The sequence below is a fragment of the Mycobacterium sp. ML4 genome (assembly GCF_054515735.1).
This window is the reverse complement of the sequence record NZ_JBTNSY010000008.1, coordinates 237,861-263,538: the sequence shown is the minus strand read 5'-3', so window position 1 is coordinate 263,538 and position 25,678 is coordinate 237,861. Positions and strand designations below refer to the sequence as shown.

Sequence of the window (25,678 nt, the reverse complement as noted above, 5' to 3'; positions counted from 1 at the left end):
GCACGTTAAGCGCATTCTGCAGACTCGAGGCAGCGCTGGCTTCAGCGCTGGCATACGAGCCCGCACCCGCGGTCACGGCCTGCACAAACTGGGCATGAAACGCCGCCGCATGGGCGCTGAGCGCCTGGTAGCCCTGGGCGTGTCCGGAAAACACCGCCGCGATCGCCGCCGATACCTCATCGGTGCCCGCCGCCAGCACCGCCGTTGTCGGGGTGGCCGCGGCCGCGGTGGCCGCGCCGAGCGCCGACCCGATACCAGCTAAATCCGAAGCCACCGCCGCCAGTGCGTCCGGCACCGCGATAACATACGACATCTCATACCTCCCAGTGCTTCATGACTGGAAGGCGGCCATGCGGACATCGATAGCCTGGTCACCATTGACCAATCGATAGGACTTCATCATGCTCCTGCGGGCATGACTTTGAACGGGATTCCAGAAAGCTGCCGGACCACTCGGGCCGGCGCAGTGCGGGCGCGCGTCATCGCGGTCGTCGGAGCCCCGCTACTCGAGCAGATCGAACAGGACCGGCTGGCGTCTACGCCGACATCATCACCGGCGCGCAAGTCGAAATCGACATGGTGGCGCAGGCGATCGGATCGCTGGGAGCAAAAGGGCACTGCGGGCGTCCACACCTCGAAGTTTTAGCGGCGTACGTCGCTGGAAACCTCGTCGCTCGATTCCACTTCGGGCTCAGCCAGGTTCAGCGGACGTGCCAACTGGGTGGGCGCGGCGCGACCACGCAGAAAAACCACCTCACCCACGTCCCAGCACAGTGCCTCGGCGTCCAGCGCGCCGCTGACCGCGATCGCCGAGGCCAGCACGTGGCCCTCTTCCAGTTTCGCCAACTCGGTGAGCCGAGCGGCTTCGTTGACCGGGTCGCCGATGACGGTGTACTCGAAGCGGGCCTGCGCGCCGATGTGGCCGGCGATGGCGCGGCCCGCCGAGACGCCGATGCCGAACTCCGCGGATCCCAGCACCGGGATCAGCTCGTCGTGCAGCTCGCGGGCAGCGGCCAGCGCGGCACCGGCACCGTCGGGGTGCTCGATCGGGGCGCCGAAGATCGCCAGTGCAGCGTCGCCCTGGAACTTGTTCACGAATCCGCCGTGCCGCCCGACCGTATCGACCACGACCCGGAAGAACTCGTTGAGCAGGTGGACCACCTCGACGGGCGGTCGCGTCGCCGCCAGCTGGGTGGAACCCACCAGGTCCACGAACAACACGGCAACGTCGCGTTCCTGCCCGCCCAGCTCGGTACCGCGCTCGAGTGCCCGCCGAGCCACGTCCTCGCCCACGTAGCGGCCGAACAGGTCGCGCAGCCGCTGCCGTTCGGACAGGTCGCGCACCATGTCGTTGAAGCCGGACTGCAGCAGGCCCAGCTCGCTGGCGTCATAGATCTGCATGTGGGCGTTGTAGTTACCGCGCTGCACCTCCGAGAGCGCCCAACGGAGCTGCCGCAGCGGGTCGGCGATGGACATGGACACCAGCAGAGTGCTGGCGGCCCCGATGCCCAGCGCCGCCAGCGCCAGTAACAGGATGGGGTTGAACAGCTTCTCCGGCGCAGCATGCAGCAGCGCGATCTTGTCCGAAGCCACCGCGAGCACGATGGCGAGCAATGGCACCGCGGTGGACAGCACCCAGGTCAGCATCAGCCGCAGGATGACGCCCGGCGCCCGCACGCTTTCCGGCACGCCGCTGCGGAGCGCGGCGACGGCGACGGGCCGCAGCACCCGTTCGGACTGCAGGTAGCCGATGATCGCGGTCGCGGTGGCGCCCAGCGCGGTGGCGACCACCACCACCGGCGCAGCCTGGCGAGCCGCCGACCAGCTGGCCATGATGAACACCACGCTGCCCACCGCCCAGGACGCCGCGCTGGTCAGCGTTCGGTAGAAGGGCATGCGCAGCGCCCGCGTGCGGGCCAGTTCGGTGGTCGACGGGTCGGCTTCGACCAGCAGGTTGTCGCGGCGTTGCCAGCGGAAGACCGGGACCAGGAGCTTGAGGTTCCACGCGAACCCGGCGAAGAACAGGAAGATCACCGAGCTGATGAAGATCGCGACGTTCAGCGGCGGTAGATCCCCGAGCTGGATCCGGTCGTTCGGCGGCAGGCCGTACCGTAGGAACCCCAGCACGAACAGACCCCCGATGATGTCGGCCTGCAGCATGCTCAGTGAGAACACCGGCCACGGCGTGCGCACCACCCAGCGGACGAATGCGCTGATTCGCCGGGGGAGTGTCGCTACCGTGGTCACGCACCCACCGTATCGGTCACCGGGGACTCGTCGGAAACTTAGAATATCCCGGGCAAGTCGCGCGACGTGCGCGAAAGTTGCCCAAAGATCACGTATTTGTCGCAAAACGGATGCTGATAGGTCTCTGTCGGAAGCCCTCACTACTGTGGCCGATGATGACCGGAGTGTTTTCGCGGCTGGTAGGCCAGCAGGCGGTGGAAGCCGAGCTGCTCGCCGCCGCCAGGTCCGCGCGCGGTGACGCCGGGAGTGATCAGAGTCACGCAGCCGCCAGCTTCGGGAATATGACACATGCCTGGCTGATCACCGGCCCGCCGGGTTCCGGCCGTTCGGTGGCCGCACTGTGCTTCGCGGCGGCGCTGCAGTGCACGTCGCAGGACGAGCCAGGGTGCGGGAGCTGCCGCGCCTGCACGACGACGATGGCGGGTACTCACGCGGACGTTCGGCGGGTGATCCCGGAAGGCCTGTCCATCGGCGTCGACGAGATGCGGGGCATCGTGCAGGTCGCGTCGCGGCGGCCCACCACCGGCCGCCACCAGATCGTGGTGATCGAAGACGCCGACCGGCTGACCGAAGGTGCGGGAAACGCCCTGCTCAAGGTCGTCGAGGAACCGCCGCCGTCGACGGTTTTCCTGCTCTGTGCCCCGTCGGTGGACCCGGAAGACATCGCGATCACGCTGCGCTCCCGGTGCCGGCACGTGGCCCTGGTGACGCCGCCCACCGAAGCAATCGCCCAGGTGCTGATCGACGGGGACGGACTGGACGCCGGCACCGCCGGCTGGGCGGCTTCCGTCAGCGGCGGCCACGTGGGTCGGGCGCGGCGTCTGGCCACCGATCCGGATGCGCGGCAGCGCCGGGAGCAGGCGCTGGAGCTGGTCCGTGACGCGGCGCGTCCGGCCCGCGCCTACCTTGCCGCGGAGGAGCTGGTGGCGGCGGCCGAGGCCGAGGCGGTGGCCCTGACCGCCGGACGGGCCGACGCCGAGACAGAAGAGCTGCGAACCGCTCTGGGAGCGGGCGGCACCGGCAAAGGTGCGGCGGGGGCGATGCGTGGCGCCGCGGGTGCCATCAAGGATCTGGAGCGACGCCAGAAATCCCGTCAGACCAGGGCCTCACGTGACGCGCTGGACCGCGCGCTGATCGACCTGGCGACGTACTTCCGCGATGCGCTGGTCGTGTCGGCGAACGCGGGCCAGGTTCGGGCCAACCATCCCGACATGGTTGAGCGGGTGGCGGCGCTGGCCGGACACGCCACACCCGAACGGTTGTTGCGGTGCATCGAGGCCGTCCTGGCATGCCGTGAAGCGCTGGCGATCAACGTCAAGCCCAAGTTCGCGGTGGACGCCATGGTCGCAACCATCGGGCAGGAACTGCGTTAGACTCGTGCCGCCCGCGAAGGCACGCCGCCTTAGCTCAGTCGGTAGAGCGATTCACTCGTAATGAATAGGTCAGGAGTTCGATTCTCCTAGGCGGCTCCATTTTTCGGCTCTGGCCGTAGTAGCTCGTTCAGGCGAACTCGGGGCGGCGCTTGGTCAGGAACGCGTCGATGCCTTCCTGTCCGTCACGGCCGGTGGCGCATGCCGAGATCATCCGGCCCTCGGTCTCCATCTGCTCCTCCAGACCGTTGGTGAAACTCATCAGCAGCAGCTTCTTGACTGAAGCGCTGGAAAGCCTTGCTGCAGAATTGAATTCGTCGACCAGGGCGTCCGCGCGGTCGGTCAGCAGATGGTCGGGCACGACTTCGGTGACCAGGTGCCACCGCGCCGCCTCGGTCGCGGACAGCCGTCGGTTGGTCAGCATCAACTCCTGTGTGCGCCGTACTCCGATGAGCCGCGGCAGGTAGTACGACGAACTGCCGTCGGGGCTGAGCCCCGCCTTGGTGTAGGCCATGGTGAAGGACGCCGATTCGGCGGCCACGACGAGGTCACCGATCAGCGCGAGGCTGAAACCGGCCCCGGCCGCAGCGCCGTTCACCGCCACCACCAAGACGGCGTCCATGCGGGCGAACGTCGAGATGGCTCGGTGCAGGTCGTCGGCAAGGCCCTTGACGAATCGGCCAGCGCCCAGCGGCGAGCGCGCCATGGCATTCAGATCACCGCCGGCGCAGAAAAACCGGCCCTTGCCGCTCAGTAGCACCACTTTCGTCTCGGCGGTATCGCATCGGCTTGCGGCATCCATCAGCTCGCGGGCCATGACGTCGTTGATGCTGTTCGCGGCGTCCGGCCGGTCGAGCGCTATGCGCGTGACCGAGCCGTCCTGCACGAAGTCGAGGGTCTCGTAGGCAGTCATGACCTGGGATGCTATCCACACGCGCATCCTTCAGCCATTGGGACCGGGCAACCCGGCCGCACCGAAGATCACACCCTTGGCGCCGCCGGGCCCGCCCGTCCCACCGGCGGCTGTTCCGAAGGGTGGACCGGGCACTCCGCCGGCGCCGCCGTTGCCGCCGGTGCCGAGAACTTCGGCGGATCCGCCGACCCCGCCGTTGCCGCCGTTGCCGCCGGAACCGCCGACGCCGCCGAGTCCGCCCGCGCCGCCGCCACCGGCATTCCCTCCGGTACCCACCCAGCCGGCGTTCCCGCCATTGCCACCGGCACCACCGTCCCCGCCGACGCCACCCGCCACGCCTGCCGCGGTGCCGCCCTGACCGCCCAAACCGCCCGCCCCGCCGTTGCCGTACAGCAGTCCGGCGGCGCCTGCCGCCCCGCCGTTGCCGCCGCTGCCGCCCACCCCGCTACCACCTGCCGGTCCGCCCAGCCCGCCGTCACCGCCGTATCCGCCGCCGCCGAACGCCAATCCACCGCGGCCGCCGGCACCGCCATCGCCGCCGGCTCCGCTCAGCGTGCCGATGCCGCCTGCCCCGCCCGCCCCGCCGAAACCGATCAGCGTCGCCGTACCGCCGGCGCCGCCGATGCCACCGGCCCCACCCAGTCCACCGCGGCCGCCGTTACCCAACAGCCACCCGCCGCTGCCGCCTGCGCCTCCGGCCGCTCCGCTGCCACCCACACCGCCCATACCGCCGTTACCGATCAATCCCGCGTCTCCCCCGGCGCCGCCGGGCTGACCGGCCCCGCCGGCCGCACCGCTGCCGCCGTTGCCGAGCAGCAACCCGCCGGCCCCGCCGGCGCGGCCGGGTGTCGTCGCATCGGCGCCGTTACCGATCATCGGACGTCCCAGCAACGCCTGAGTCGGCGCGTTGATCACGTCGAGCACCGGCTGCAGCGCTCCGGCGTTGGTGGCCTCTGCGGCCGCATACGCGTTGGCGTCCGAGGCCAACAACTGCACAAGCCGCTGATGAAACGCGTCGGCCTGGGCGCTGAGCGCCTGGTACTGCCGTGCGTGCCCGGAGAACACCGCCACCACCGCGGCCGAAACCTGGTCACCGGCGGGGGCGGCCACGGCTGAGGTGGGCAGTGCGGCGGCCGCGTTGGCAGCCGTGAGCATCGACCTGATGTCGGCCAGATCGCCTGCCGCCGAGGTGATCAGCTCCGGAACCGCAACAAGGTTCGACAACGCTGCCCTCCCGGCCGCCGACTGATTGACAATCAGCGTATCGGGATCGCCGGCCGCAACGTTTCATCCCGACGGCTCAGAGCGGCGCCAGGAATCCCACCGGTCCTGACGCAAGGCACAAGGAGAGAGCCGTGGTGGCGGCGCGCACCGTGATGGCGTCGCCGGCGCCGGGTAGCCGGGCGTAGACCCGGTTGAGCCCCGGGCGCACCGGCACCTTGACCTCGGGGCCGTCCGACAGGGCGAGCATCAGCGATCCGTCGGTGTTGCCCAGGTAGTTCAATTCCACGGTCCAATCCGCCGGTAACAACGGCCCGTCCAGGACCAGGCGTGCCGGCCGGTCGGGCTGGGTGAAGTAGCCGCAGTTCGGGACGGGACCGGGGCTGATGGTCCGGACCCAGGTCACCCGCGCGTCGACCAGCTGACCTCTGCTGTTCAGCATCCGCAATTGCGTTGTCGCCGAGCTGAATTCGGGCCTGTCCCGCAGCAGGACGAACAGGTGGCTGGCCAGGTTCTCCGGCCAGGCAACGCGTTGGAGCACCAAGGGGTCCACTTCCTGATCCAGTAGCGGGGCGTCGGCGGCGGCCAGACCGGCGCGGGCGTTCTGCAGATACGGCTCGGCCGGGTTGTCTCGCCACGACCGGAGGAACGTCGACGTCGAGTACAGGCTGCTGGCCAGAAACATCAGCACCGCGCAGCACGCCGCCGCGGTGCGTGCCCGGGATGCGTCCAGCCATTTCGACGACTCGCGATTGGGTGCTGTGAGCGCGACGGCGGCCAGCAGGGCCAGCGCGACGACCAGGTCGGGGAAATAGCGCAGCGTCTGTGCCAGTTCGAGTGCGGTGAACCGCGACGAGCGCATCAGATAGATCGGCACTTGGCAGGCGACCGCATAACCCGCCGCCGTCGCCCACACCGGCCCGATCCGTCGCTTACGGAAAAGTGAAACCGCAAGGACTGCAAGCAGAACCACCCATCCCAGCGCCATCACCGCCGCGGGCGGGGTGGCCCAGGGCGAGGCCGGCGCCCAGCGCGCCCAGTCCCACGGCCCGCCCGCCAGACCCGGCACGATGCCGTGGGTGATCGACCGGCGCAGCAGCGCCCACGTCATCCCCAGATCCGAACTCCAGCGCCGCTGATTGACCACCCGCAGGTACAGCGCCACCCAGCAGGCCGTCAGGGCCAGCGACGCCACCCACAACCGGATGCCGCCTCGCCACGTAGTTCGCAGCGCGGCCGGGTCGCCCTGCACATGACAGAGCAGCGCCACCACCGCGAAGGCGACGAAGGGGATCACGGCGGCCTTCTCGAAGAACAGCAGGCCGCCGAAAAAGACCAGCACGCCGGTAACCGCGTAGCGCTGATCGTTGGTCCGGACCAGCAGCACGGCGTCGCCGCACACCCAAGCCAGCGCCGCCAGCAGGGGCAGCGAATTCAGGGCTGCGGCCCACCAGGCGAAACCCGGCACGCCCAGCGGGGTGAACAACGCGAACGTCAGGGGGATCAGCAGCACCGGCCGCCAGCCCAGGATCACGTGAAGCGCCCGCAGCAACGCCAGCGACGCGAGTAGTTGCAGCACCACCAGGCTGATGGCCGGCCAGGTCCACGACAGCGGCGCCAGGCGGATGATCGCCCCGCCCAGCAGGAAAGCACCCGGCATCAGGTGTCCGTCGTGGTCGTCGAACAGGTACGACGGCGAGAACAGGTCCTGAGTGCCGGCGCGTCCGATCAGGATCAGATCGTCCCAGTAGAAGTAGCCGCCGAACGCCAGCACCGCGCGAACGCCCAGCTGGGCAACGATCAGGGCGGCTGCCACCACCGCGACTCTGTATGGTGGGCCGGTGCGAGCACTGGTCACCGGGGCAGCCGGTTTCATCGGGTCGACGCTAGTCGACCGTCTCCTGGCCGACGGTCACACGGTGGTGGGCCTGGACAACTTCGCCACCGGGCGCGCGACCAACATCGAGCACCTGGCCGAAAATCCCCGACACGTGTTCGCCGAGGCCGACATCGTGACGTCGGACCTGGACGCCATCCTCAGTGAGCACCGGCCGGAGGTGGTGTTCCACCTAGCGGCCCAGATCGATGTCCGGCACTCGGTGGCCAACCCGCAGTTCGACGCCTCGGTCAACGTGATCGGCACCATCCGGCTGGCCGAAGCGGCGCGCCGCGCGCAGGTCCGCAAGATCGTGCACACCTCCTCGGGCGGCTCCATCTACGGTGTGCCCCCCGTGTACCCGACGCCAGAGACCGTGTCCACCGACCCGGCGTCCCCCTATGCCGCGGGGAAGGTCGCCGGAGAGATCTACCTGAACACGTTCCGGCACCTCTACGACCTCGACTGTTCCCACATCGCGCCCGCCAACGTCTACGGCCCGCGCCAGGACCCCCACGGCGAGGCGGGTGTGGTGGCGATCTTCGCCCAGGCGTTGCTGGAGGGCCGGCCCACCAAGGTCTTCGGCGACGGCTCCAACACCCGCGATTACGTGTTCGTCGATGACGTCGTCGACGCCTTCGTCAAGGCGTCCGGTGACGCCGGCGGCGGGCAGCGGTTCAATATCGGCACCGGCATCGAGACCTCCGACCGTGACCTGCATACCGCCGTGGCCGCGGCCGTCGGCGGTGCGGACGACCCGGAGTTCCACCCGCCGCGGCTGGGGGACCTCAACCGCTCGTGTCTCGATATCGGTTTAGCGGCAAGGGTTTTGGGGTGGCGGCCGCAAGTGGACCTGGAAGCGGGGGTGCGTCGCACCGTGGAGTACTTCCGCCACAAGCACGCTGGATGATCGAGGCTTTACACTCGGCCGGCCAACGCGTCCAGGAACGGATGCTCGTCCCCGCACTCGAGGTAGTCGGCCGGCGGACGCCAGTCGATGCGGCCCATCTTTCCGGCGAACAACCCGTAGCCGATCAGCTCTTGGAGGCGGGGTTCGAAGCGGCGCACCAACTCTCGCGGAATGCTGAGTTGCTGGTTGACCTGCTGCCGCACGAATCCCGCGCAGAAGTTGACGGTCAGAGCCGGACGCGGCGAATCGGTCCGATTCGCCGCCGCGGTGTGCCACAAGCTGCCGTTCCAGATCAGCGCGTCACCCGCCTTGATCTCCATCGGCTTGCCCTCCGGGTAGGGCGGTGACGGGTATTCCCGCCAGCGATGCGAACCCGGCACCACCTGCGTGGCACCGTTGTCGGCGGTGAAATCACACAGGGCGATCAACGCGTTGCACAGCAGCGGTTGATGCGGCCGGGGTATCGGGTACATCTCGTCGTCGCAATGCAGCCGCTGGGCTACCGCGCCCGGCAGCTGATTGCTGGTCATGCACCAGGACAGCAGGCAGTCGTGGCCCAGTACGCCCTCGATCACCGGAAGCAGTTTCGGGTGGACCGGCAGGGCCTCGTACCGGCTGCCCTGTAGCAGCAGATTGTCGATACGCACCCAGTCGTGATCGGCGTTGGTGACCGGCTTCAGGCCGGGCCACGGCAAACCCTTGACGACCGTCGTGGAGTTGGCGATGACAGTCGGCAACTCCCGTTCCAGCCGTTGGGTGTCCGCCAGATACGCGACGACTGATTCAGCGTCGAGAACGTCTTCGACGACGGTGTAGCCGAACTCGTCGATCTCGCCGACGTGGCGCTCGACCGATGAGTCCTGAGTCATCAGGCCGGCAGCAGGTCCTTTTCGGGCTCGCCTTCGTCGCGGTCGTCTTCTGATGTGGTGACTTCGTCAGGATCGAACATGATGACTCCTGCTGTCCGGGGGATATGCCGGTACTCTAAGCCTCCCCGCAACGCAAAGCTAGTGCTGTTCGGGCGTCTGTACTCCCTCGAGCGCGATTGCCCGCGCCAGTCGCGCGTACCGCAATTCCAGGTCCTTGAATCGCATGTAGGTGCTCAGCGTGGTGAAGCTGAACGCCATGATCAGCCCGTAGAGCATGAGGTCGGTGCCGCGCCGAACACCGAACCACTGGGCCACCACGGTGGTGTCGTCGGGTCGCAGCACCGCGTAGACACCGAGCAACACGAACACGACGTAGCCCACCTTCACCCAGGCCCGCGCACGTGCGCTGCGCCGCGAGCGCAGCAGGAACACCAGCAGCGCGATGATGGAACCGATCAACAACACCTGGATCCAGTTCATGCCGCGGTCCTCATCGGCGAATCCTTCCTCGCAGAAATCCGTCGAAGATGATGTTGACGCCGTTGAGCAGCGGCTGTCCCTTCGACTTGGAGTATTCGGTGTAAAGCACCTCGACCGGCTCCTCGGCCACCCGCCAATTGTTCTCGGCGATCATCATGACGATCTCGGCGGCATGGCTCATGCCGCTCATCGTGATGTTCATCCCGTCGGCGACGGTCTTGTTGAAGACCCGTAGACCGTTGTTGGTGTCGGTCAGTCCCAGCCGCCTGCCACGACGGCTCAGCCGCGCGGCGGTCTGCAGCACCAGGCGCTTGAGGAACGGTGGCCGGCTTGCGGTCGGCTGGCCGAAACGGGTGCCGATGACGATGTCGGCGTCACCCCGGTTCAGCCGGTCGATCATTCTGATTACGTCTTCCACACGATGCTGACCGTCGGCGTCGAAGGTCGCGAACACCGTTGCGCCCGGTTGCCTGCGGGCGTACTCGACGCCGGTCTGGATGGCCGCTCCCTGGCCCAGGTTGATCGGGTGTCGTACCAGGTAAGCACCGGCGTGCCGGGCGATCTCGCCGGTACCGTCGGAGCTGCCGTCGTCTACGCAGACGACGTGGTCGAAGACCGATCGCAATTCGGTGACGACCTCACCTATCACGGTGGCTTCGTTGAAGGCGGGGACGATGATCCAGGCGTCGGAGTAATCCTTTGTGGAGGCCATTTCACGCCCAAAATTACACGGGTCGGCCGCGCCAGAGCGCGACCAGATGGACGGCGATCCCGACGACAGGACCGCACAGCAGGCCGATCACGGTACGCGTCTGTAGCTCGATCGGCAGCGCCAAAAGCAGCCCGGCGGCGACCGTGGCGCTGACCCATCCCAGCGAATACGCCCGGTGCAGCGCTGCGGCCACCGACGCTGCACCGGTCAGGGTCAACAGCGCGATTGCCACCGCGGCGGCTGTCAGCCAGGCCAATAAGGCGCTGCTGGCCTGATACTGGGCGCCGAAGGCGACGCGCAACAGCCACGGACCGACCAGGCCGGCGAGCAGGACCCCCAGTCCGCCGATACCGGCGATCAGGAGCGCAGGCGAAATGAGGGCGCGCAACCGGTGGCTGCGTTCGTCGACGAAATGCGCGATGAGATTGCCCTGCATGGCGGTCAGCGGTACCAGCAGCGGCGCGCGGGTCAAGGTCACGGCCAGGATCACGACACCGCCCGCGGCACCCAGTTCGGTCGAGGTCAGCTTCAGCAGGACCGGAAAACCCATCACCAGGATGGCGCTGGCCCCGGCCGCGGTGATCGAGTGGGCGGCACCCCGCAGAAACGTCGCGGTGCTGCCGGGCGTCAGGACACGGGCGGTTTCGCGCGCCACGGGTGAGGCGATCAGGATGATCAGCCAGGCCACCGAGCCCGCGACCGTCGCCCACAGGTAGCCGGCCAGCGCCCAGCCCAGCACGAAGGTCGCCGCCGCGACCGCGACCCGGATGATCGCGTCGGTCACCATCAGCGCGCCGTACTGGCCCCACCGATTGACCCCCGCCAACATGCCCAGCAGCGTCGAATGCACGCAGAACCCGGCCAGCCCGACACTGAGTAGCGCCACCGACAGCCAGCGCGCCTCGACGAACACCCGCCCGCTCCACAGGACTGCGCTACCCGCGATCAGAACGGCCGCGGCAAGCCCGACCGTGCCGGCGACACGCAGCGGGTGGGTGCTGGGTTCTCCCGGCCGGTCGGGCCTGATGGCCAGATACTGCATCGCGCGGACCTCGCGCGTGGTCTCTTGAAGCAGACCGTTTGCAGCCCCGGTGACCAGGCCGAACGCGCCCCAGAAAACCCCGAACACGGAGAAGCCGCTCGGCGCCAGATTGCGCGCCGCCAGATAGATCACCGCGTAGCCGCACAGCGCTGTGACCGCCGTAGCGATACCGACCCGCGCGACACTGCCGCGCGCGACCGGGCCCGCCGACGCCGCGGTGGCTCCCGGGGTGCCAGCGCCGTCCGTCACCGTGGCGACACTAGCGGGGTGCGCCTCCGGTTAGCGAATGACCCGGACGGTCAGCACCCTGATCGGCGTGGCCGGTTCAGTGTCCTTCCGACTTGAACCGTTCCACCGACCGCTGCACCTCGGCCTCGGCCTCGTTGCGGCCGACCCAGTCGGCGGCCTTAACGAACTTGCCTGGCTCGTTGTCCTTGTAATGCTGGAAAAAGTGCTTGATGTCGTTCAGTTCGGATTCGGGAACGTCGCCGATGTCCTGGACATGGTCCCACCGGTGATCACCGGCCGGCACGCACAGCACCTTGTCATCGCCGCCTTTCTCGTCGACCATCCGGAACATCGCCACCGGCCGAACCTCGATCAGCACACCGGGGAACACCGGCTGGGGTAGGAGCACCAGCGCGTCCAGCGGGTCCCCGTCCTCACCGAGGGTGTCCTCGATGAACCCGTAATCGGCCGGGTAGGCCATCGGGGTGTGGAGGTAGCGGTCCAAGCGCACGCGTCCGGTCTCGTGATCGATCTCGTATTTGTTGCGCTGGCCCTTTGGGATTTCGATGGTCACGTCGAATTGCACGGGTACACAGTAGTCGAGCAGGTGCCACGGCACTGCTTTGCCGGTGATTCGGCAGAATGGGACACGAAAAGACAGGAGTGCAGCGATCCACATGGGCCCCAAACGCTGGCGCAAGTCCACCCACCTGCTGGTTGGGCTGGTGGTGCTTGCGATCGTGGCGGCGGTGGTGTCGGCGGCGGTCCTGTTCACCACGGGAGGGCACGGCGCCAATAGCGCGCGGTCGCCCGTCCCGCCGCCCCGGCCCCCGACGGTCAAGGCGGGAGTGAGCCCCGTGGCAGACAACGCAACCGCGCCGAGTCCCGGCGGGGTAACGGCGGCCCTGGCTCCTGTGGTTGCCGATCCGAACCTGGGCAGGCTTGGCGGCCGGATCACTGACGCCGCCACCGGTAAGGAATTGTGGCGTCAGCTCGACGACCTGCCGATGGTGCCGGCGTCGACCAACAAGGTGCTCACTGCGGCCGCGGCGCTGCTCACCCTGGACCGGCAGGCCCGGATCAGCACCCGGGTGGTGGCGGCCGGCCAGGCCGCTCAAGGTCCAGTCGTGCTGGTGGGCGCGGGTGATCCGACATTGTCGGCGGCGCCGCCCGGTGTGGAGACCTGGTACCGGGGTGCGGCACGCATCAGCGACCTGGTCGAACAGGTGCGGCGCAGCGGCATGACCCCCACGGCTGTGCAGGTGGACACATCCGCGTTCAGCGGTCCCTTGCTGGCGCCCGGTTGGGACCCGGCCGACGTCGACAACGGCGATGTCGCGCCCATCGAATCCGCGATGATCGATGCGGGGCGTATTCAGCCCACCACCGTCAACTCCCGACGTTCCAGGACTCCCGCACTGGATGCCGGTCGCCAGCTGGCGATTGCCCTGGGCCTGGACCCGGCCGCGGTTACCATCGCCACCGCGCCGGCCGGTGCCCGGCAACTGGCGGTGGTGCAGTCGGCGCCGCTGATCCAGCGGTTGTCGCAGATGATGAACGCCTCGGACAACGTGATGGCCGAGTGCATCGGACGAGAGGTGGCCGCCGCGATCAACCGGCCGCAGAGCTTCACCGGCGCGGTCGACGCGGTGACCAGCCGGCTGAACACCGCCCATGTCGACACCGGCGGTGCCGCCCTGGTGGACTCCAGCGGATTGTCGGTGAACGACCGGCTCACGGCCAGAACCCTGGACGGCGTGATGCAGGCCGCCGCGGGCCCCGATCAGGCGTCGTTGCGGGCACTGCTGGATCTGTTGCCGATCGCCGGCGGTAGCGGCACGCTCGGTGAACGCTTCCTGGACCGGTCCACCACTCAGGGCCCGGCCGGCTGGTTGCGCGCCAAGACAGGATCGCTGACCGCGGTCAACTCGCTGGTCGGGGTCCTCACCGATGCCAGTGGACGGGTGCTGACCTTCGCGTTCATCTCCAACGACGCCGGCCCCAACGGACGCAACGCCATGGATGCGCTGGCCACCAAGTTGTGGTTCTGCGGGTGTGCGACGTGAGTCCTTCGACGTCCCGGTCGTCCGGTCTCACCATGGGCAACGCCGTGGACTGGCGGTTCGCGGCCACAGTGGGGCAGAAACTGGCCCGCGGTGGTCCGGTCACATCTGACTACACCCGGCGCCAGGTGATCGAGGAGTTGACCCGAGCGGCTGAACAGGCCGAGCCGCCGGTTCGCGAAGTCACCGGTCTGATCACCGAGGGTGCGGTGCCGCCCGCTCGTATCGTGGATCGCCCGGAGTGGATCCACGCCGCCGCCGAGTCGATGCGGGCGATGACCAACGGCGCAGACAAGCCGCACAGTTTCATCACCGGCCGGCTCACCGGCGCGCAGACGGGTGCCGTGCTGGCGTTCGTGGCCTCCGGCATTCTGGGGCAGTATGACCCGTTCACCAGTTCGGAGGCGGGGACCCTGCTGCTGGTGTATCCGAACGTCGTCGCAGTGGAGCGACAACTGAAGGTCGACCCGTCGGATTTCCGGTTGTGGGTGTGCCTGCACGAGGTGACCCACCGCGTGCAGTTCACCGCCAATCCTTGGATTGCCGCTCACATGTCGAGTTCGCTGGGCCTGCTGACACAGGAGCCCGCCGAAGACATCCGCGAGGTGGCCGCCCGGTTGGCCGAGTTCGTCCGTGACCGGGGACGCAACGACTCCGGTCCCGACGGGATCCTGGGATTGGTGCGCGCCGTGCAGTCCGAGCCGCAACGGCAAGCGCTGGATCAGTTGTTGGTGCTGGGCACGCTGCTGGAAGGCCATGCAGAGCACGTGATGGACGCTGTCGGGCCGGTAGTGGTGCCCTCGGTCGCTGCCATCCGCCACAAGTTCGACGAACGTCGTCAGCGCAGGCAGCCGCCGCTGCAGCGACTGCTGCGGGCACTGCTGGGTTTTGAGGCCAAACTCAGCCAGTACACCCGTGGCAAGGTTTTCGTCGACCAGGTGGTGGATCGGGTCGGGATGAAGCGGTTCAATACAATCTGGACGGGGCCGGAGACCCTGCCGCTGCCTACCGAGATCGAACACCCGCAGCGATGGATCGACCGGGTGCTGTAGCCCGACTGCGCAGGGCGGTAAACGAATTCGCGCAGACCTATCTGGATCAGGCCGACCATTGGTGTGTGGGTTTGTCCGGCGGCCCGGATTCGTTGGCGCTCATCGCGATTGCGGCGCAGTTGCGACCCACCGTAGCGCTGATCGTGGACCACGGTTTGCAGGCGGATTCTGCCGTCGTTGCCGAAAACGCACGGACGCAAGCCCTTTCGCTGGGGTGTGCTGAGGCCATGGTGCTTCGGGTGCACGTTGCCGCCGCTGGCGGCCCGGAGGCGGCCGCCCGGGCCGCCCGCTACCGCGCGTTGCAGGCGCACCGAGTCGGCCCGGTGCTGTTGGCGCACACGCTGGACGACCAGGCCGAGACGGTGTTGCTGGGGCTTGGCCGCGGCTCCGGACCGCGGTCGATGGCGGGCATGCGTCCCTACGACCCGCCATGGTGTCGGCCACTGCTTGGGTTGCGCCGGGCGGTGACCCATGCCGCGTGCACGGAACTGGGCCTGACTGCCTGGCAGGACCCGCATAACGTCGATCGTCGCTTCACCCGGGCCCGGTTGCGTGCAGAAGTGCTGCCGCTGCTCGAAGAGGTGTTGGGTGGTGGTGTCGCCGAAGCGCTGGCCCGCACCGCGACGTCGTTGCGCGAGGACACCGAATTCATCGACGCCGTTGCCGCAGCCGCGCTACCGGAAGTCTCGGCCGGGGCGGGGCTGGATACCGCTGCGCTCGCCGCGCTGGCGGCGCCGGTGCGCCGGCGGGTGATCCGAGGCTGGCTGTTGGCCGGCGGTGCAATCGGACTGACAGACAAGCAGATCCGCGGCGTGGACACGTTGATCACCACCTGGCGCGGCCAGGGTGGCGTGGCGGTGGGGTCCCGGTTGCGGGGCCGGCGCCTGGTCGCGGGGCGGCGCGACGGCATCCTCACGCTGAGTCAGGAGGCGATCTGACGCCTCTCTTGGTTCTTCTCAGGTAGGCGTGGCACGCTGTGCACGTGACGGCGGAGCTGTACCCGGGGGATATCAAGTCGGTGCTGCTCACCCAGCAGCAGATTCAGCGCCGCATCACCGAGCTCGGCCAGCAGATCGGGCAGGACTACCGGGATCTGGCGGCCACCACCGGCCAGGACCTGCTACTGATCACCGTTCTGAAGGGCGCTGTGCTTTTCGTAACGGACCTGGCGCGCGCCATCCCGCTGCCGACCCAGTTCGAGTTCATGGCGGTGAGTTCCTACGGCTCCTCGACCTCCTCGTCAGGAGTGGTGCGCATCCTCAAAGACCTCGACCGCGACATCCACGACCGGGATGTGCTGATCGTGGAAGACGTCGTCGACTCCGGGCTGACCCTGTCGTGGTTGTTGCGTAACCTGACCAGTCGCCATCCCCGGTCGCTGCGGGTGTGCACACTGCTGCGCAAGCCCGAGGCAGTGGGCGCCAATGTCGACATCGCGTACGTGGGCTTCGACATTCCCAACGATTTTGTGGTCGGCTACGGCCTGGATTACGACGAGCGCTACCGCGACCTGTCCTACATCGGCACCCTGGATCCGCGGGTATATCAGTAGCCCATCAGGTCAGCTCCCAGACCGCGGTCACCGAAAAGCTCACCGTCTGCCGGCCGGGTTCCAGTGGCGCCATCGATGCGCGCGGCGCCGGTTGCGACCCGGGCGCCGGTGCCGCACCGGGGGCCTCCGAGATGGACAGCACCTTGCCCAGGTTCAGCCCGGAGAGCTGGGCATACTGCTGAGCGCGGTTCTTCGCGTCGTCGAATGCGCGGGCCCGCGCGTCCTTGACCAGTTGTGAGTCGTCGGCGATCGAGTAGTTGACCGAGCCGATGCGGGTGGCGTCTCCTCCGGTGCTGACGACAAGGGCAAGCAGTTTGAACGCGGCATCTGTCGGATGGATCTTGATCTCGATGCCGTTGGTCGCGCGGTAACCGGCAACGGTCGCTGCTCCGGTGGACTCTGGCGTGGCGTATTGCGGCTGCAGGCTGACCTGCGTGGTGCGGATGTCTTTACGGTCCAGACCGGCGCTCAGCAGCGCGTTGATCACCGCTTGCTGACGGTCGTTGGTCTGGTTCATCGCAGTGGTGACCTCGGCAGCGGTGAACTCGATGGACACGTCGGCGGTCAGGGTGTCCGGGACACCCTGCGCCTGGCCGGCCCCGATGACGGTCACCTGACGCGGATTGACGCCCGGTATGGTTGCCGCGGGGTGGGAGTCGCAACCGGACAACACGACGAGAACCAGGCCGGAGGCGACCGAACTGCGGACGAATGCCATGAGTTTCTCCTATGTCAAAGCCGCTGCCGGTAGGCCAGTTTTTTGACGGTTGTTGTTGTCGGTGTGTAGGTGGTTGTCGACGACTCGGACGAGGCGGCGTGTAAGGCAGCGCAGGGCTTCAGTGCTCGAGTCGCCCGCGGCGAGGCGGTGGCGGTAGTAGGTCTGGCCCAGGCCATGGAGGCGGATCTGGGCGACCGCAATACGGTACAGGGCGGCGTCAAGTTGGCGGTTTCCTGACCGCGTCATCCGGACACGTCCGGCGGTATTGCCCGACCACACCGGGATCAGTGCGACACCACTATGGCGGGCGAACGCGGCCTCACTTTTGAACCGGGTTACACCGGCAGCCTCGCCGACGATTTTGGCCGCGGTCAGCTCACCACAGCCCGGCATCGCCAACAAACACTGGCTTGACCACGCGGACGCGGTCACCGATGCGCTTGGCCAACGCGTCGATCTGCTCGGTCAGTCGGTTAATGTCGTCCAGCTCATCACGGGCCAACTCGGCCACCAGGCCCGATTAGGTGTCCAGCCAGTCACCAAGCAGCCGGCGATGCCTGGCCAGATCAAGCGAGCGGGCTTTCGGCGCGCGTGCAGGGTCGAGTTCATGGACCCGCCACGACAAGCGGTTGACCCTAGTCCCTCGACCCGGATGACATGGTTCAACCGTCGTGGCGTGTGGTGGGCGACCATTTGTTCGCCCAGTGCTAATCATTGCTACTGTCACGGTGAACCTCTCGCATGTTAAGGAATCCCGCAGCAAACGCTCTGCTGACGGTGCTAGTACCGCAGGCCCTGCCGGACCCTACGTATTCCTCATCAACTTACGGCGTGGCGTCACCGCAGATTTTGCGCCCAATTGGTGCGAGGACCATCACTGATCCTCAACCCTTACGGTACAGCCAGTGTGGCGTGCGCTGGATCGAGCGCCGCGTCCCGATATGCCTTCACCGACTCGCCGCAACACTCTTGCCCTGATCCCGGGACGCCCGAATACGGTGCGCTGCTTGGACAAACACAAACGCCGACCTTGACGGCCGGTGTCTCAAGTCGTCTTCGCCGAGGCGTTCCGGGCTCTTGCTCCTCACAGCTGCCGCGTGGAGGTCTGGCGAATCCGCTTCTTCCTAGTGCAAATCGGCTCGGTCGCCAAGCCGCTTTCCCAAAGTCATACCTAACTCAAATCATATTTGAATAATATTTAACTCATAAGATTACGTACTGCATCCTGCGGATATGACTCAGCAAATGAATAATTACTAACTTGACAATGAACAGCCTGTGCGAGACCTGTGGCGCTCCGGCATGTCTGCCCTAACGTGGCGTCGGATCGCTGGGGGTTGGGCGACGACGCGGTCGTTCGCCGCCGAAGTTGTTGTTTGTGGGGATATCAGGAGGAAAACGTCATGTCGATCATGTTCGCCCAGACCGACGAGTTGGCTGGTGCTGCAGGGGAGTTGCTGTCCATAAATGCGATGCTGCGCGCCAGCAACGCAGCCGTGGCTGCGCCTACGACCGGGGTGGTGCCGGCCGCGTCAGATCTGGTTTCGTTGCTGGCCGCCTCGCAGTTCGCGACGCACGCCCAGCTTTTCCAGGAGATCAGCGCCCAGGCAGCGGCGGTCCAGGAGCAGTTGGCGACCACGCTGGGCATCAGTGCGGGTTCGTACGCGGCGACCGAGGCCGCTAATCAGGCTCTGGTCAGTTAGGGCCGATTATGGATTTCGCGCAGCTACCGCCGGAGATCAATTCGGCACTGATGTATGCGGGCCCGGGATCGGGGCCGATGTTGGCCGCGGCAGCGGGCTGGGAATCGCTGGCCGGCGAATTGCAGACCGTGGCCTCTGCTTACACCGCAGTGATCACCAGTCTGACCGACGGGCCGTGGCAAGGGACCTCGGCTGCTGCGATGGCATCTGCGTCGTGGCCGCAGGTTTCATGGCTGACCAGCACCGCGGGCCTGGCGCAAGATGCCGGTGCCCGGGCTGTCGCGGCGGCGAGCGCATATGAGGCTGCGTTCGCGGCGACGGTGCCACCCCCGGTGATCGCCGCCAACCGGACGCTGCTGGCCGGGCTGCTGGCGACGAATTTCCTCGGTCAGAACACTGCGGCGATTGCGGCCACCGAGGCGCAGTACGCCGAGATGTGGGCGCAAGACGCTGCCGCGATGTATGGCTACTCGGGTGCGACGGCGCAGGCAACGTCGCTGACACCATTCACCCCGACGCAAGTCGGTACCAACCTTAACGGGCTGTACTCGCAGTTCATCGCAACCGTCAACGCCACTACTTCGGCCGCCAACGCGCAGGGCCTCTATGAGGTACCCAAGGCGTTGATGCGGATGGCCGGCCTGACCAATGAAGCCCCTTGGCTCAAGGATCCCTTGACGGCGCTCGGTCTGACGGGTCACACCTGGAACTCAACCGGCGACGGAATTGTCGTCAACGGACTGCTGGGCGACGTGGTGGAGGGCTTCACCGGGTCGTCGACCCTGGACAGCAGCTTCGCCTTCGACGTGTTCAACAGGTGGGTGTCCCCCGCTCGACTGATGGTGACGCAGTTCAAGGACTACGTCGGACTGGTCGAACAAATGCCGAAGATGTTCGCGCAGAGCGCCAAAGCCGGTGCCGAGGCCGCCGCGAGCGCGTTGCCGGCAGCCGCAGCGGCGGTTCCGCACGGCGGCGGTCTGGGCGGGATTATCGGAGCCGTCGGTGGCGCGGCCAAGGCGGGCGCTTTGTCGGTGCCGGCTTCGTGGACTGCCGGAACAGGAGCGGCGAACCCGATCACAGTAGCCCTGAACACCGCCGGTGCTGCGGCCGCCGCCGAACCCGCCACTAGCGCCTTTGGCGGGTTGCCGATGGTGCCTGGCGCAGGCGCGGGACGTAGCGTGGCCAATTTCGCGGCGCCGCGTTACGGATTCAAGCCGACCATGGTGGTTCAGCCGCCATCCGGCGGATAGCCTTTGCGGGCAAGCCGGTCCCCGCACTCCCGTCAGGGGGCGCGGGGACCGGCTAGTTTCGCGGCCCCTCGAGCTTCGCGTCCGGCCTGAGAACTCGCTGCCGGGTGGTGTCCTGAAATGGACCCAGCGGTTGTGGCGACCCGGAAAGCGCTTCGCGGACGTCTTCGGGGGTGATCAGGCCGAGTTCGACCTGAAGCCAGGTGGCGCTCAACCCGAATGTGTGAGCTGCACGCCTGGCTTCCTCGGCGTCCGGGAAATCGTCGGCGTTGGCGCGCCCGACGCCGCCGTACCAGCGACCCTTCGTGACGCCACAGGCGTCGCGCAGCTGCTCGACTGTGATGTCGCGGTTCAGCGTCGCCTCCAGCAGGCGTTTCAACCCCCACCCGGCGGCGTTAGTCCTCGGCATCTCACCAGCGTAACCCGGTGCTGAAACACGGTCAAAACGTCCGCTGGTGCGAGTCACGGGAGCATTTGGAGAACTTCTAATCAATATCTAGACATTAAGTCATAAAATACGACACTATCTCCTCGGAACGGATAGTCGGCCCGTTGAACCCACCACCGGCGCAGGCCACCCGGTTCACGCAAAGGAGAGAAATACATGTCATTTGTGACCACACTGCCTGAGCAGCTCGCGGCGACGGCTGCACAGTTAGAGGGGATCGGCTCGGACGTCAGTGCGGCCGCCCTGACCGCGGCCCTTCCCACCACCGCGTTGATCCCGGCAGCAGCCGACGAGGTGTCGGCCGTCACCGCCTCATTCTTCGCCGGATACGGCCAGCTGTTCCAAGCCATCAGCGCCCAGGCCAGTGCCATCCACCGGGAGCTCGTCAGCGCTCTGGGAGTCGGTGCCAACTCGTATGCGGCCACCGAGACCGCCAACATGATGAGTGCCGGCCTGTCCGGCATCGGCGCCCCCGGTTCCGGCATTTCCACGACCGCCAACCCGGGCATACCGACCTCGCTGCCGATGAGTCCGGGCTTGAACAACGCCGGCAATACGAACACTGGTACGCGCTCACCCGGTAGGTCGCCTGCTACAGCGCCGGGCGCCAGACCCGCGCCGGCACCTGCTGCCCCGGCTCCCGCCGAGACACCCACAGCCCGGCCCACGGCGACGCCCGCCGGCCCGGCTCCCGCTACGGCACCCGCCGCACCCATGCGTGCCCCGGGACCTGTCCCTCGCCCAACGCCAACGCCGGCCGCACCGAACCTGCACGAGCCGAGAGTGACGATGCCGCCGACGCGCATGCCTGAAACGCCGGTCCACCGCCTGGCACCGACAGTGACACGGGGCCAGGCTGGTACGGCCGGACGCCTCTCGGTGCCGGCGAGTTGGGCGCAGGCCGCGGTGGTCGCCCCCGCCACAGCAGGCGACGCCGGTGCAGTCGCCGGCGCGCCCGCGGCGGCGCCGATGATGGGTCGCGCCATCCCCGCCGAGACGGTGCGGGTCATGGAGATGCGGGAGTTCGGCACGGCGTTGCCGGCCCGCGCCCTACTACCCAGCGTTGTCGGCTAGCGGAAGGGGGGAGACACGGCTCGGCTTACCCGTGATCGATATCAAGTTCAGCGACTCTGCCAGGAGAATGACACATGACGACACGATTCATGACCGATCCGCACGCGATGCGGGACATGGCGGGGCGCTTCGGAACACACGCCCAGACCGTTGAAGACGAGGCACGCCGGATGGGGGCGTCCTCGCAGAACATCTCGGGTGCGGGCTGGAGCGGCCAGGCCGCGGCGACCTCGCTGGACACCATGGGCCAGATGAATCAGGCGTTCCACAATATCGTCGCGATGCTGCACAGCGTGAGCGACGGGCTGTTCGCGGCGCGGCCGACTACGAGCAGCAAGAACAGGCCTCGCAGCAGGTTCTGAGCAGCTGATCCGAGCTAACACACAAAAGGAGACGTTCCCGATGACCATCAATTATCAGTTCGGCGATGTCGACGCGCACGGCGCCACCATCCGCGCACAGGCCGCGTCGCTGGAAGCCGAGCACCAGGCGATCGTTCGGGATGTGCTTGCCGCTGGCGACTTCTGGGGCGGAGCCGGCTCGGTTGCGTGCCAGGAGTTCATCACCCAGCTGGGCCGCAATTTCCAGGTGATCTATGAGCAGGCCAATGCACACGGGCAAAAAGTGCAGGCCGCGGGCGCCAACATGGCGACCACCGACAGCGCAGTCGGGTCCAGCTGGGCCTGAGCGGCTTACTTTCCGTCCAGAGCTACGGTGTGACCACAATCTTGCAATGCCGTTCCGGATCCGCCAGCTCGTCGAATGCTCTGCCCACGTCGTCCAATCCGACTTCGCCGGTGATCATCGGGGCGACATCGATGTGACCGTCGGCGATCGCGCGCAGCGAGTCGGCGAACTCCTCCGGCGTGTAGGCGTTGACGAACTGCATATCGATCTCTTTGGCGATGCCGAAGAACGGATGGATGGTGTCGGGTTGCATGCACACCCCGGCGACGACGAGCCTGGTACCCGTGCGGGCCCGCTGCAGGATGTCGTCGATGATCCCGGGCACCCCGACCGCCTCGAACACGACTCTGGCCTTGACCGTGTCGAACGGTGAGCCTTGCGCGGGGTCCACCGTGCTGTTGGCACCCATCGTCGCTGCCAGTTCCCGTCGCTTCGGTGAAAAATCAGATGCCACAATGTTTTCCACTCCGCGCAACCGCAGTGCCGCTACGATGGCCATGCCGATCGGCCCGCAGCCGATCACCAGGGCGGTCTCGGTCACATCGATCCCGGATCTGTTCACCGCGTGCAGCCCCACTGCCATCGGCTCGGCCAGCGCGGCGTGCTTGACATCCAGGCCGTTGGGAATCCGCAGCAGCAGAGGGGCCGAGAGCAGCATGCGTTCCGCATACCCGCCGAGCGTGGTGTTGCTGAAAACGATTGGCTCAATACCTTTGTCCGACAACACTACCGGGATCGATGTAACGAGGGTTCCGGGCGGATATGTCTCCGTATCAGGTCCGGCCTCGAGTACCTCGGCACTGAACTCGTGACCCATGAAGACGTCCCGGCTCAGGTCGAGACCCATGCCTCCGCGACCCCGGGCGAGTCGATTGCTCAGCGCCACGACATCAGCGCCGTGCGCTGCGAAATGTAGGTCCGAGCCGCATATTCCACAGCACCTGACCGCGACGAGCACTTGTCCGGGGCCGGGAACGGGGTCCGGCACATCGGTGCGGTAAACCATCCGTCCGTCGCGCAGTGCCGACGCGCGCATCAGCGGGCTGTGCTTTCGTGCTCGGCGACGTGCTCGGTGATGGCTTTCACCACGGCCTGCCCCGCCCTGCCGATCAAATCCTCACGCTTGTTCCTGGCCCATTCATGGGACGCCCGCGGGGCTTCGAGCTGTCCCTTGAAGTGGGGAATGACCTTGCGCGCGAACAGATCGTAGGAGTGGAAGGTCGCCTGCGGTGACGCCCAGTCATGGCCCAACAACAACAGTGTGCCGAAGCCGCCGGAGCGTTCGAGCAGGTCTTCGATGTGAGCGATCGCGTCCTCGGGCGCGCCGATGCAACAGTTGCCCTTGGCGGCGTACTCTTCGACGAATTCGTGCGGCGACTGTGCGCCCTCGACGGTGTTCGACAGGGGCACGAACCCGGCGGCACCGAAGTACTGTGCGAAATCCGGCAGGCCATAGGTGCAGTCCTCGATGGCCTGGTCACGACTGTCGGCCAGGTGCATGATGCTCAGCACCCGCCAGTCGTTGCGCCGAGGTTCCGACCTGCCGGCCTTAACGGCCTGCTCGCACACCACCTCCCAGGTGTTCTCCAGCGCCGCATAGCCGCCGGGCACCGACATCGACAACGACAGCAGCGAGGTCCCCAGTGCACCGGCCAGCCGCGGACCCGACGGCGAAATCATTGCTGCCGTGGATATCTCGGGATAGGGCCAGGTATAGGGTCGAATGTGCAGCTGGGCATCGCGCAGGGTGAACCACTCGGTGTGGCGGTCGATCCGCTCGTCTGGCGCGGCCCGGAACAATGCCAGGATCGCTTCGAGCGATTCCTGCATCATTCGACGCTGGTCGACCGGATCGATGCCCATCATGTAGGCGTCGGACGGCAACGCGCCGGGTCCGGCGCCGAACATCACGCGGCCGCGGGTCAAGTGGTCGAGCAGTATCCAGCGGTCAGCCACCATCAGCGGGTGGTGGTACGGCAGCGAGACCACGCCGGTGCCCAGCCGGATGTGCTTGGTGCGTTCGGCGGCAGCCGCGATGAACACCTCGGGGCAGGCGATCAATTCGTAGCCGCCGGAATGATGTTCGCCGAACCACGCCTCGTCGTAACCCAGGCGGTCCAGCGCGACGACGCGCTCCATGTCGTATTCCAACGCCACCGTGGGGGATTGCCCGGTTGGGTGGAACGGCGTGATGAAGACGCCGAATCGCATCGGTGCACTCACCATTTCACTCCTTTGAGGAATTCCAGCAAGGCGGAGTTGACTTCGTCGGGCCGTTCCTGCTGCAGCCAGTGGCCGGCAGCGTCGATCATGAGTTCACGGTATGGGCCGCTGATCACTTCCGCGGCACGATCGCTGCGAGTGAAGGCCAGCACCGGATCGGCTGTCCCGCCGATGAACAGACACGGCACCGTGATCTTCGCGCCGTCCAGCTCCGCTGTGGTCTCCCAATTGCGGTCCATGTTGCGGTACCAGTTGAGGCCACCGGTGAAGCCGGTGCGAGTGAATTCCGTGACGTAGTGCTCGATCTCGTCCTGGCTGATCCAGTCGGGCAACCCCTGGGGTTCTGGGAGCCGGTCGATGAAGCCCTCGGGTCCGGGTGCGACCATCCGCAGCGCCGCGTCCTGGTCGCCGGTCAGTTGCAGGCTGCCCATCATCCGGCGCATCACCCGGGCGGGGTCGCCGTTGAGTTCGGCGTCGGCCACGCCGGGTTCCTGGAAGTACAGGATGTAGAAGAAGTTCTCGCCGAACGTGCGCCGGAGCGCAACGGTCACCGGTCGCTTCGCGCGCGGCACTGGTGGAACGCTCAGCGCGGCCACCGCGGCGACGCGATCGGGGTGCAGCAGGGCCGCGTTCCAAACCACCATGGCGCCCCAGTCATGGCCGATCCACGCGGCTTTGTCGGCGCCCACATCGTCAAGCAGACCCACGATGTCTGCAGTCAATTGATGGATGTCGTAAGCCTCGATCGCCTCCGGTCGTGACGATCCGCCGTAGCCACGCTGATCGGGCGCAAGCACGTGGTAGCCGGCATCGGCCAGGACCGGAATCTGGTGTCGCCAGGAGTAGGCCAGTTCCGGAAAGCCATGGCAGAGCACTATGACGGGAGCGCCGCGGTCCCCGGCCTCGACCACCCGCAACCGCACACCGTTGGTGTCAACTAACCGTTCGGTTGATGAGCCCATCGTCTCACCAAATCACAACACCACCGGACTGAGAAGAGGCTGCCGGTGGTAATCGACGGGCCGCACCCCGCATCATGGAGT

Annotated in this window: 25 protein-coding genes, 1 tRNA gene and 2 pseudogenes; 12 read left to right on the top strand and 16 right to left on the bottom strand. The window is 67.1% G+C overall.

From position 1 onward, the window contains the following. Together ACX9NE_RS11770 and ACX9NE_RS11765 are read right to left on the bottom strand one after the other, a co-directional pair. A partial coding sequence (locus ACX9NE_RS11770; RefSeq protein ID WP_459361629.1) for a PE family protein occupies positions 1 to 313 on the bottom strand: 313 nt, incomplete at its 3' end. A gap of 329 nt (positions 314 to 642) precedes the next feature. Next, complete coding sequence (locus tag ACX9NE_RS11765) at positions 643 to 2,292, bottom strand: adenylate/guanylate cyclase domain-containing protein (RefSeq protein ID WP_459361879.1); 1,650 nt, start codon at positions 2,290 to 2,292, stop codon at positions 643 to 645. 110 nt (positions 2,293 to 2,402) lie between these two features. On the opposite strand from ACX9NE_RS11765, the gene ACX9NE_RS11760 reads away from it, so the two are divergent. Continuing rightward, positions 2,403 to 3,620: a DNA polymerase III subunit delta' gene (locus ACX9NE_RS11760; protein ID WP_459361630.1), complete on the top strand. Its 1,218-nt coding sequence runs from the start codon at positions 2,403 to 2,405 to the stop codon at positions 3,618 to 3,620. A 23-nt stretch (positions 3,621 to 3,643) separates the two neighbouring features. After that, positions 3,644 to 3,719, top strand: a tRNA-Thr gene (locus ACX9NE_RS11755). 28 nt (positions 3,720 to 3,747) lie between these two features. Here ACX9NE_RS11755 and ACX9NE_RS11750 read toward each other — a convergent pair. From ACX9NE_RS11750 to ACX9NE_RS11740, 3 genes are all read right to left on the bottom strand, one after another. Further along, the gene (locus ACX9NE_RS11750; protein ID WP_459361631.1) at positions 3,748 to 4,530 is read right to left on the bottom strand and encodes an enoyl-CoA hydratase/isomerase family protein; all 783 of its coding nucleotides are present in this window, start codon (positions 4,528 to 4,530) and stop codon (positions 3,748 to 3,750) included. 30 nt (positions 4,531 to 4,560) lie between these two features. Next, a complete protein-coding gene (locus ACX9NE_RS11745) occupies positions 4,561 to 5,754 on the bottom strand; it encodes a PE family protein (protein ID WP_459361632.1) in 1,194 nt (397 codons plus the stop codon). A gap of 76 nt (positions 5,755 to 5,830) precedes the next feature. Further along, complete coding sequence (locus ACX9NE_RS11740) at positions 5,831 to 7,627, bottom strand: hypothetical protein (RefSeq protein ID WP_459361633.1); 1,797 nt, start codon at positions 7,625 to 7,627, stop codon at positions 5,831 to 5,833. Between ACX9NE_RS11740 and ACX9NE_RS11735 the strand changes: the two genes are divergently transcribed. Then, the gene (locus ACX9NE_RS11735) at positions 7,593 to 8,537 is read left to right on the top strand and encodes an NAD-dependent epimerase/dehydratase family protein (RefSeq protein ID WP_459361634.1); all 945 of its coding nucleotides are present in this window, start codon (positions 7,593 to 7,595) and stop codon (positions 8,535 to 8,537) included. The two genes, ACX9NE_RS11740 and ACX9NE_RS11735, sit on opposite strands and share 35 nt — an antisense overlap. Positions 8,538 to 8,545: 8 nt before the next feature. Here the strand turns inward: ACX9NE_RS11735 and ACX9NE_RS11730 are convergent, their stop codons facing one another. The 5 genes from ACX9NE_RS11730 to ACX9NE_RS11710 all read right to left on the bottom strand — a co-directional run bounded on the left by ACX9NE_RS11730 (position 8,546) and on the right by ACX9NE_RS11710 (position 12,454). Continuing rightward, positions 8,546 to 9,406: a phytanoyl-CoA dioxygenase family protein gene (locus ACX9NE_RS11730; protein WP_459361635.1), complete on the bottom strand. Its 861-nt coding sequence runs from the start codon at positions 9,404 to 9,406 to the stop codon at positions 8,546 to 8,548. A gap of 138 nt (positions 9,407 to 9,544) precedes the next feature. Continuing rightward, entirely contained in the window at positions 9,545 to 9,886 is a 342-nt protein-coding gene (locus ACX9NE_RS11725) for a DUF2304 domain-containing protein (RefSeq protein ID WP_459361636.1), read from the bottom strand. Between the two features lie 10 nt (positions 9,887 to 9,896). Beyond that, on the bottom strand, positions 9,897 to 10,598 hold the full coding sequence (locus ACX9NE_RS11720; protein WP_459361637.1) for a glycosyltransferase family 2 protein: 702 nt from the start codon (positions 10,596 to 10,598) through the stop codon (positions 9,897 to 9,899). Between the two features lie 13 nt (positions 10,599 to 10,611). Further along, the gene (locus tag ACX9NE_RS11715; RefSeq protein WP_459361638.1) at positions 10,612 to 11,889 is read right to left on the bottom strand and encodes a hypothetical protein; all 1,278 of its coding nucleotides are present in this window, start codon (positions 11,887 to 11,889) and stop codon (positions 10,612 to 10,614) included. 76 nt (positions 11,890 to 11,965) lie between these two features. Further along, positions 11,966 to 12,454, bottom strand: coding sequence for an inorganic diphosphatase (locus ACX9NE_RS11710; RefSeq protein WP_459361639.1), 489 nt, complete (start codon positions 12,452 to 12,454; stop codon positions 11,966 to 11,968). 91 nt (positions 12,455 to 12,545) lie between these two features. On the opposite strand from ACX9NE_RS11710, the gene dacB reads away from it, so the two are divergent. Genes dacB through hpt form a run of 4 tightly spaced genes read left to right on the top strand, consistent with a single transcriptional unit; the run spans position 12,546 to position 16,535 of the window. Beyond that, positions 12,546 to 13,934, top strand: coding sequence for a D-alanyl-D-alanine carboxypeptidase/D-alanyl-D-alanine endopeptidase (dacB, locus tag ACX9NE_RS11705; RefSeq protein ID WP_459361640.1), 1,389 nt, complete (start codon positions 12,546 to 12,548; stop codon positions 13,932 to 13,934). Between the two features lie 32 nt (positions 13,935 to 13,966). Then, entirely contained in the window at positions 13,967 to 14,983 is a 1,017-nt protein-coding gene (locus tag ACX9NE_RS11700) for a zinc-dependent metalloprotease (RefSeq protein WP_459361881.1), read from the top strand. After that, positions 14,962 to 15,921: a tRNA lysidine(34) synthetase TilS gene (gene tilS / locus ACX9NE_RS11695; protein ID WP_459361641.1), complete on the top strand. Its 960-nt coding sequence runs from the start codon at positions 14,962 to 14,964 to the stop codon at positions 15,919 to 15,921. The genes ACX9NE_RS11700 and tilS overlap by 22 nt, the downstream gene beginning before the upstream one ends. A gap of 38 nt (positions 15,922 to 15,959) precedes the next feature. Continuing rightward, positions 15,960 to 16,535 (top strand): hypoxanthine phosphoribosyltransferase, encoded by a 576-nt coding sequence (gene hpt, locus ACX9NE_RS11690; RefSeq protein WP_459361642.1) that lies wholly within the window; start codon positions 15,960 to 15,962, stop codon positions 16,533 to 16,535. A gap of 4 nt (positions 16,536 to 16,539) precedes the next feature. Here the strand turns inward: hpt and ACX9NE_RS11685 are convergent, their stop codons facing one another. Both ACX9NE_RS11685 and ACX9NE_RS11680 read right to left on the bottom strand, forming a co-directional pair. Next, a complete protein-coding gene (locus ACX9NE_RS11685) occupies positions 16,540 to 17,253 on the bottom strand; it encodes an SIMPL domain-containing protein (protein ID WP_459361643.1) in 714 nt (237 codons plus the stop codon). Between the two features lie 9 nt (positions 17,254 to 17,262). Then, a pseudogene (locus ACX9NE_RS11680) lies at positions 17,263 to 17,899 on the bottom strand (transposase); the annotation flags it as partial. 757 nt (positions 17,900 to 18,656) lie between these two features. Between ACX9NE_RS11680 and ACX9NE_RS11675 the strand changes: the two are divergent. Next, positions 18,657 to 18,956 (top strand): PE family protein, encoded by a 300-nt coding sequence (locus ACX9NE_RS11675; protein WP_459361644.1) that lies wholly within the window; start codon positions 18,657 to 18,659, stop codon positions 18,954 to 18,956. Positions 18,957 to 18,961: 5 nt separating this feature from the next. Beyond that, positions 18,962 to 20,206 (top strand): PPE family protein, encoded by a 1,245-nt coding sequence (locus ACX9NE_RS11670; RefSeq protein WP_459361883.1) that lies wholly within the window; start codon positions 18,962 to 18,964, stop codon positions 20,204 to 20,206. 52 nt (positions 20,207 to 20,258) lie between these two features. On the opposite strand, the gene ACX9NE_RS11665 is transcribed toward ACX9NE_RS11670, so the two are convergent. Next, positions 20,259 to 20,612: a hypothetical protein gene (locus ACX9NE_RS11665; RefSeq protein WP_459361645.1), complete on the bottom strand. Its 354-nt coding sequence runs from the start codon at positions 20,610 to 20,612 to the stop codon at positions 20,259 to 20,261. Positions 20,613 to 20,807: 195 nt separating this feature from the next. Here ACX9NE_RS11665 and ACX9NE_RS11660 point away from each other — a divergent pair, with 195 nt between their 5' ends. The 3 genes and pseudogenes from ACX9NE_RS11660 (at position 20,808) to ACX9NE_RS11650 (ending at position 22,412) form a co-directional block, all read left to right on the top strand. Then, positions 20,808 to 21,725 (top strand): PE family protein, encoded by a 918-nt coding sequence (locus ACX9NE_RS11660; protein WP_459361646.1) that lies wholly within the window; start codon positions 20,808 to 20,810, stop codon positions 21,723 to 21,725. Between the two features lie 74 nt (positions 21,726 to 21,799). Next, positions 21,800 to 22,095: pseudogene (locus ACX9NE_RS11655) on the top strand (WXG100 family type VII secretion target). 32 nt (positions 22,096 to 22,127) lie between these two features. Continuing rightward, positions 22,128 to 22,412 carry a WXG100 family type VII secretion target gene (locus tag ACX9NE_RS11650; protein ID WP_459361647.1) on the top strand — a complete coding sequence of 95 codons (285 nt, stop codon included), beginning with the start codon at positions 22,128 to 22,130 and terminating at the stop codon, positions 22,410 to 22,412. Positions 22,413 to 22,434: 22 nt separating this feature from the next. Here the strand turns inward: ACX9NE_RS11650 and ACX9NE_RS11645 are convergent, their stop codons facing one another. Genes ACX9NE_RS11645 through ACX9NE_RS11635 form a run of 3 tightly spaced genes read right to left on the bottom strand, consistent with a single transcriptional unit; the run spans position 22,435 to position 25,597 of the window. After that, entirely contained in the window at positions 22,435 to 23,448 is a 1,014-nt protein-coding gene (locus tag ACX9NE_RS11645; RefSeq protein WP_459361648.1) for a zinc-binding dehydrogenase, read from the bottom strand. Further along, positions 23,448 to 24,635 (bottom strand): LLM class flavin-dependent oxidoreductase, encoded by a 1,188-nt coding sequence (locus tag ACX9NE_RS11640; RefSeq protein ID WP_459361649.1) that lies wholly within the window; start codon positions 24,633 to 24,635, stop codon positions 23,448 to 23,450. The genes ACX9NE_RS11645 and ACX9NE_RS11640 overlap by 1 nt, the downstream gene beginning before the upstream one ends. Beyond that, positions 24,632 to 25,597, bottom strand: a complete 966-nt coding sequence (locus ACX9NE_RS11635; RefSeq protein WP_459361650.1) for an alpha/beta fold hydrolase — start codon at positions 25,595 to 25,597, stop codon at positions 24,632 to 24,634. Before ACX9NE_RS11635 ends, ACX9NE_RS11640 begins: the two co-directional genes overlap by 4 nt. Between the last annotated feature and the right edge of the window lie 81 nt (positions 25,598 to 25,678).

Excerpts from the sequence above, each read along its gene's own strand:
- ACX9NE_RS11700 (WP_459361881.1), top strand. The coding sequence starts at position 13,967 with ATGGGCAACGCCGTGGACTGGCGGTTCGCGGCCACAGTGGGGCAGAAA.
- ACX9NE_RS11665 (WP_459361645.1), bottom strand. The coding sequence starts at position 20,612 with ATGCCGAGGACTAACGCCGCCGGGTGGGGGTTGAAACGCCTGCTGGAG.
- ACX9NE_RS11635 (WP_459361650.1), bottom strand. The coding sequence starts at position 25,597 with ATGGGCTCATCAACCGAACGGTTAGTTGACACCAACGGTGTGCGGTTG.
- ACX9NE_RS11730 (WP_459361635.1), bottom strand. The coding sequence starts at position 9,406 with ATGACTCAGGACTCATCGGTCGAGCGCCACGTCGGCGAGATCGACGAG.
- dacB (WP_459361640.1), top strand. The coding sequence starts at position 12,546 with ATGGGCCCCAAACGCTGGCGCAAGTCCACCCACCTGCTGGTTGGGCTG.
- ACX9NE_RS11645 (WP_459361648.1), bottom strand. The coding sequence starts at position 23,448 with ATGCGCGCGTCGGCACTGCGCGACGGACGGATGGTTTACCGCACCGAT.
- ACX9NE_RS11750 (WP_459361631.1), bottom strand. The coding sequence starts at position 4,530 with ATGACTGCCTACGAGACCCTCGACTTCGTGCAGGACGGCTCGGTCACG.
- ACX9NE_RS11720 (WP_459361637.1), bottom strand. The coding sequence starts at position 10,598 with ATGGCCTCCACAAAGGATTACTCCGACGCCTGGATCATCGTCCCCGCC.
- ACX9NE_RS11725 (WP_459361636.1), bottom strand. The coding sequence starts at position 9,886 with ATGAACTGGATCCAGGTGTTGTTGATCGGTTCCATCATCGCGCTGCTG.
- ACX9NE_RS11685 (WP_459361643.1), bottom strand. The coding sequence starts at position 17,253 with ATGGCATTCGTCCGCAGTTCGGTCGCCTCCGGCCTGGTTCTCGTCGTG.
- ACX9NE_RS11660 (WP_459361646.1), top strand. The coding sequence starts at position 20,808 with ATGTCATTTGTGACCACACTGCCTGAGCAGCTCGCGGCGACGGCTGCA.
- ACX9NE_RS11675 (WP_459361644.1), top strand. The coding sequence starts at position 18,657 with ATGTCGATCATGTTCGCCCAGACCGACGAGTTGGCTGGTGCTGCAGGG.
- tilS (WP_459361641.1), top strand. The coding sequence starts at position 14,962 with ATGGATCGACCGGGTGCTGTAGCCCGACTGCGCAGGGCGGTAAACGAA.
- ACX9NE_RS11740 (WP_459361633.1), bottom strand. The coding sequence starts at position 7,627 with ATGAAACCGGCTGCCCCGGTGACCAGTGCTCGCACCGGCCCACCATAC.
- ACX9NE_RS11650 (WP_459361647.1), top strand. The coding sequence starts at position 22,128 with ATGACCATCAATTATCAGTTCGGCGATGTCGACGCGCACGGCGCCACC.
- ACX9NE_RS11760 (WP_459361630.1), top strand. The coding sequence starts at position 2,403 with ATGACCGGAGTGTTTTCGCGGCTGGTAGGCCAGCAGGCGGTGGAAGCC.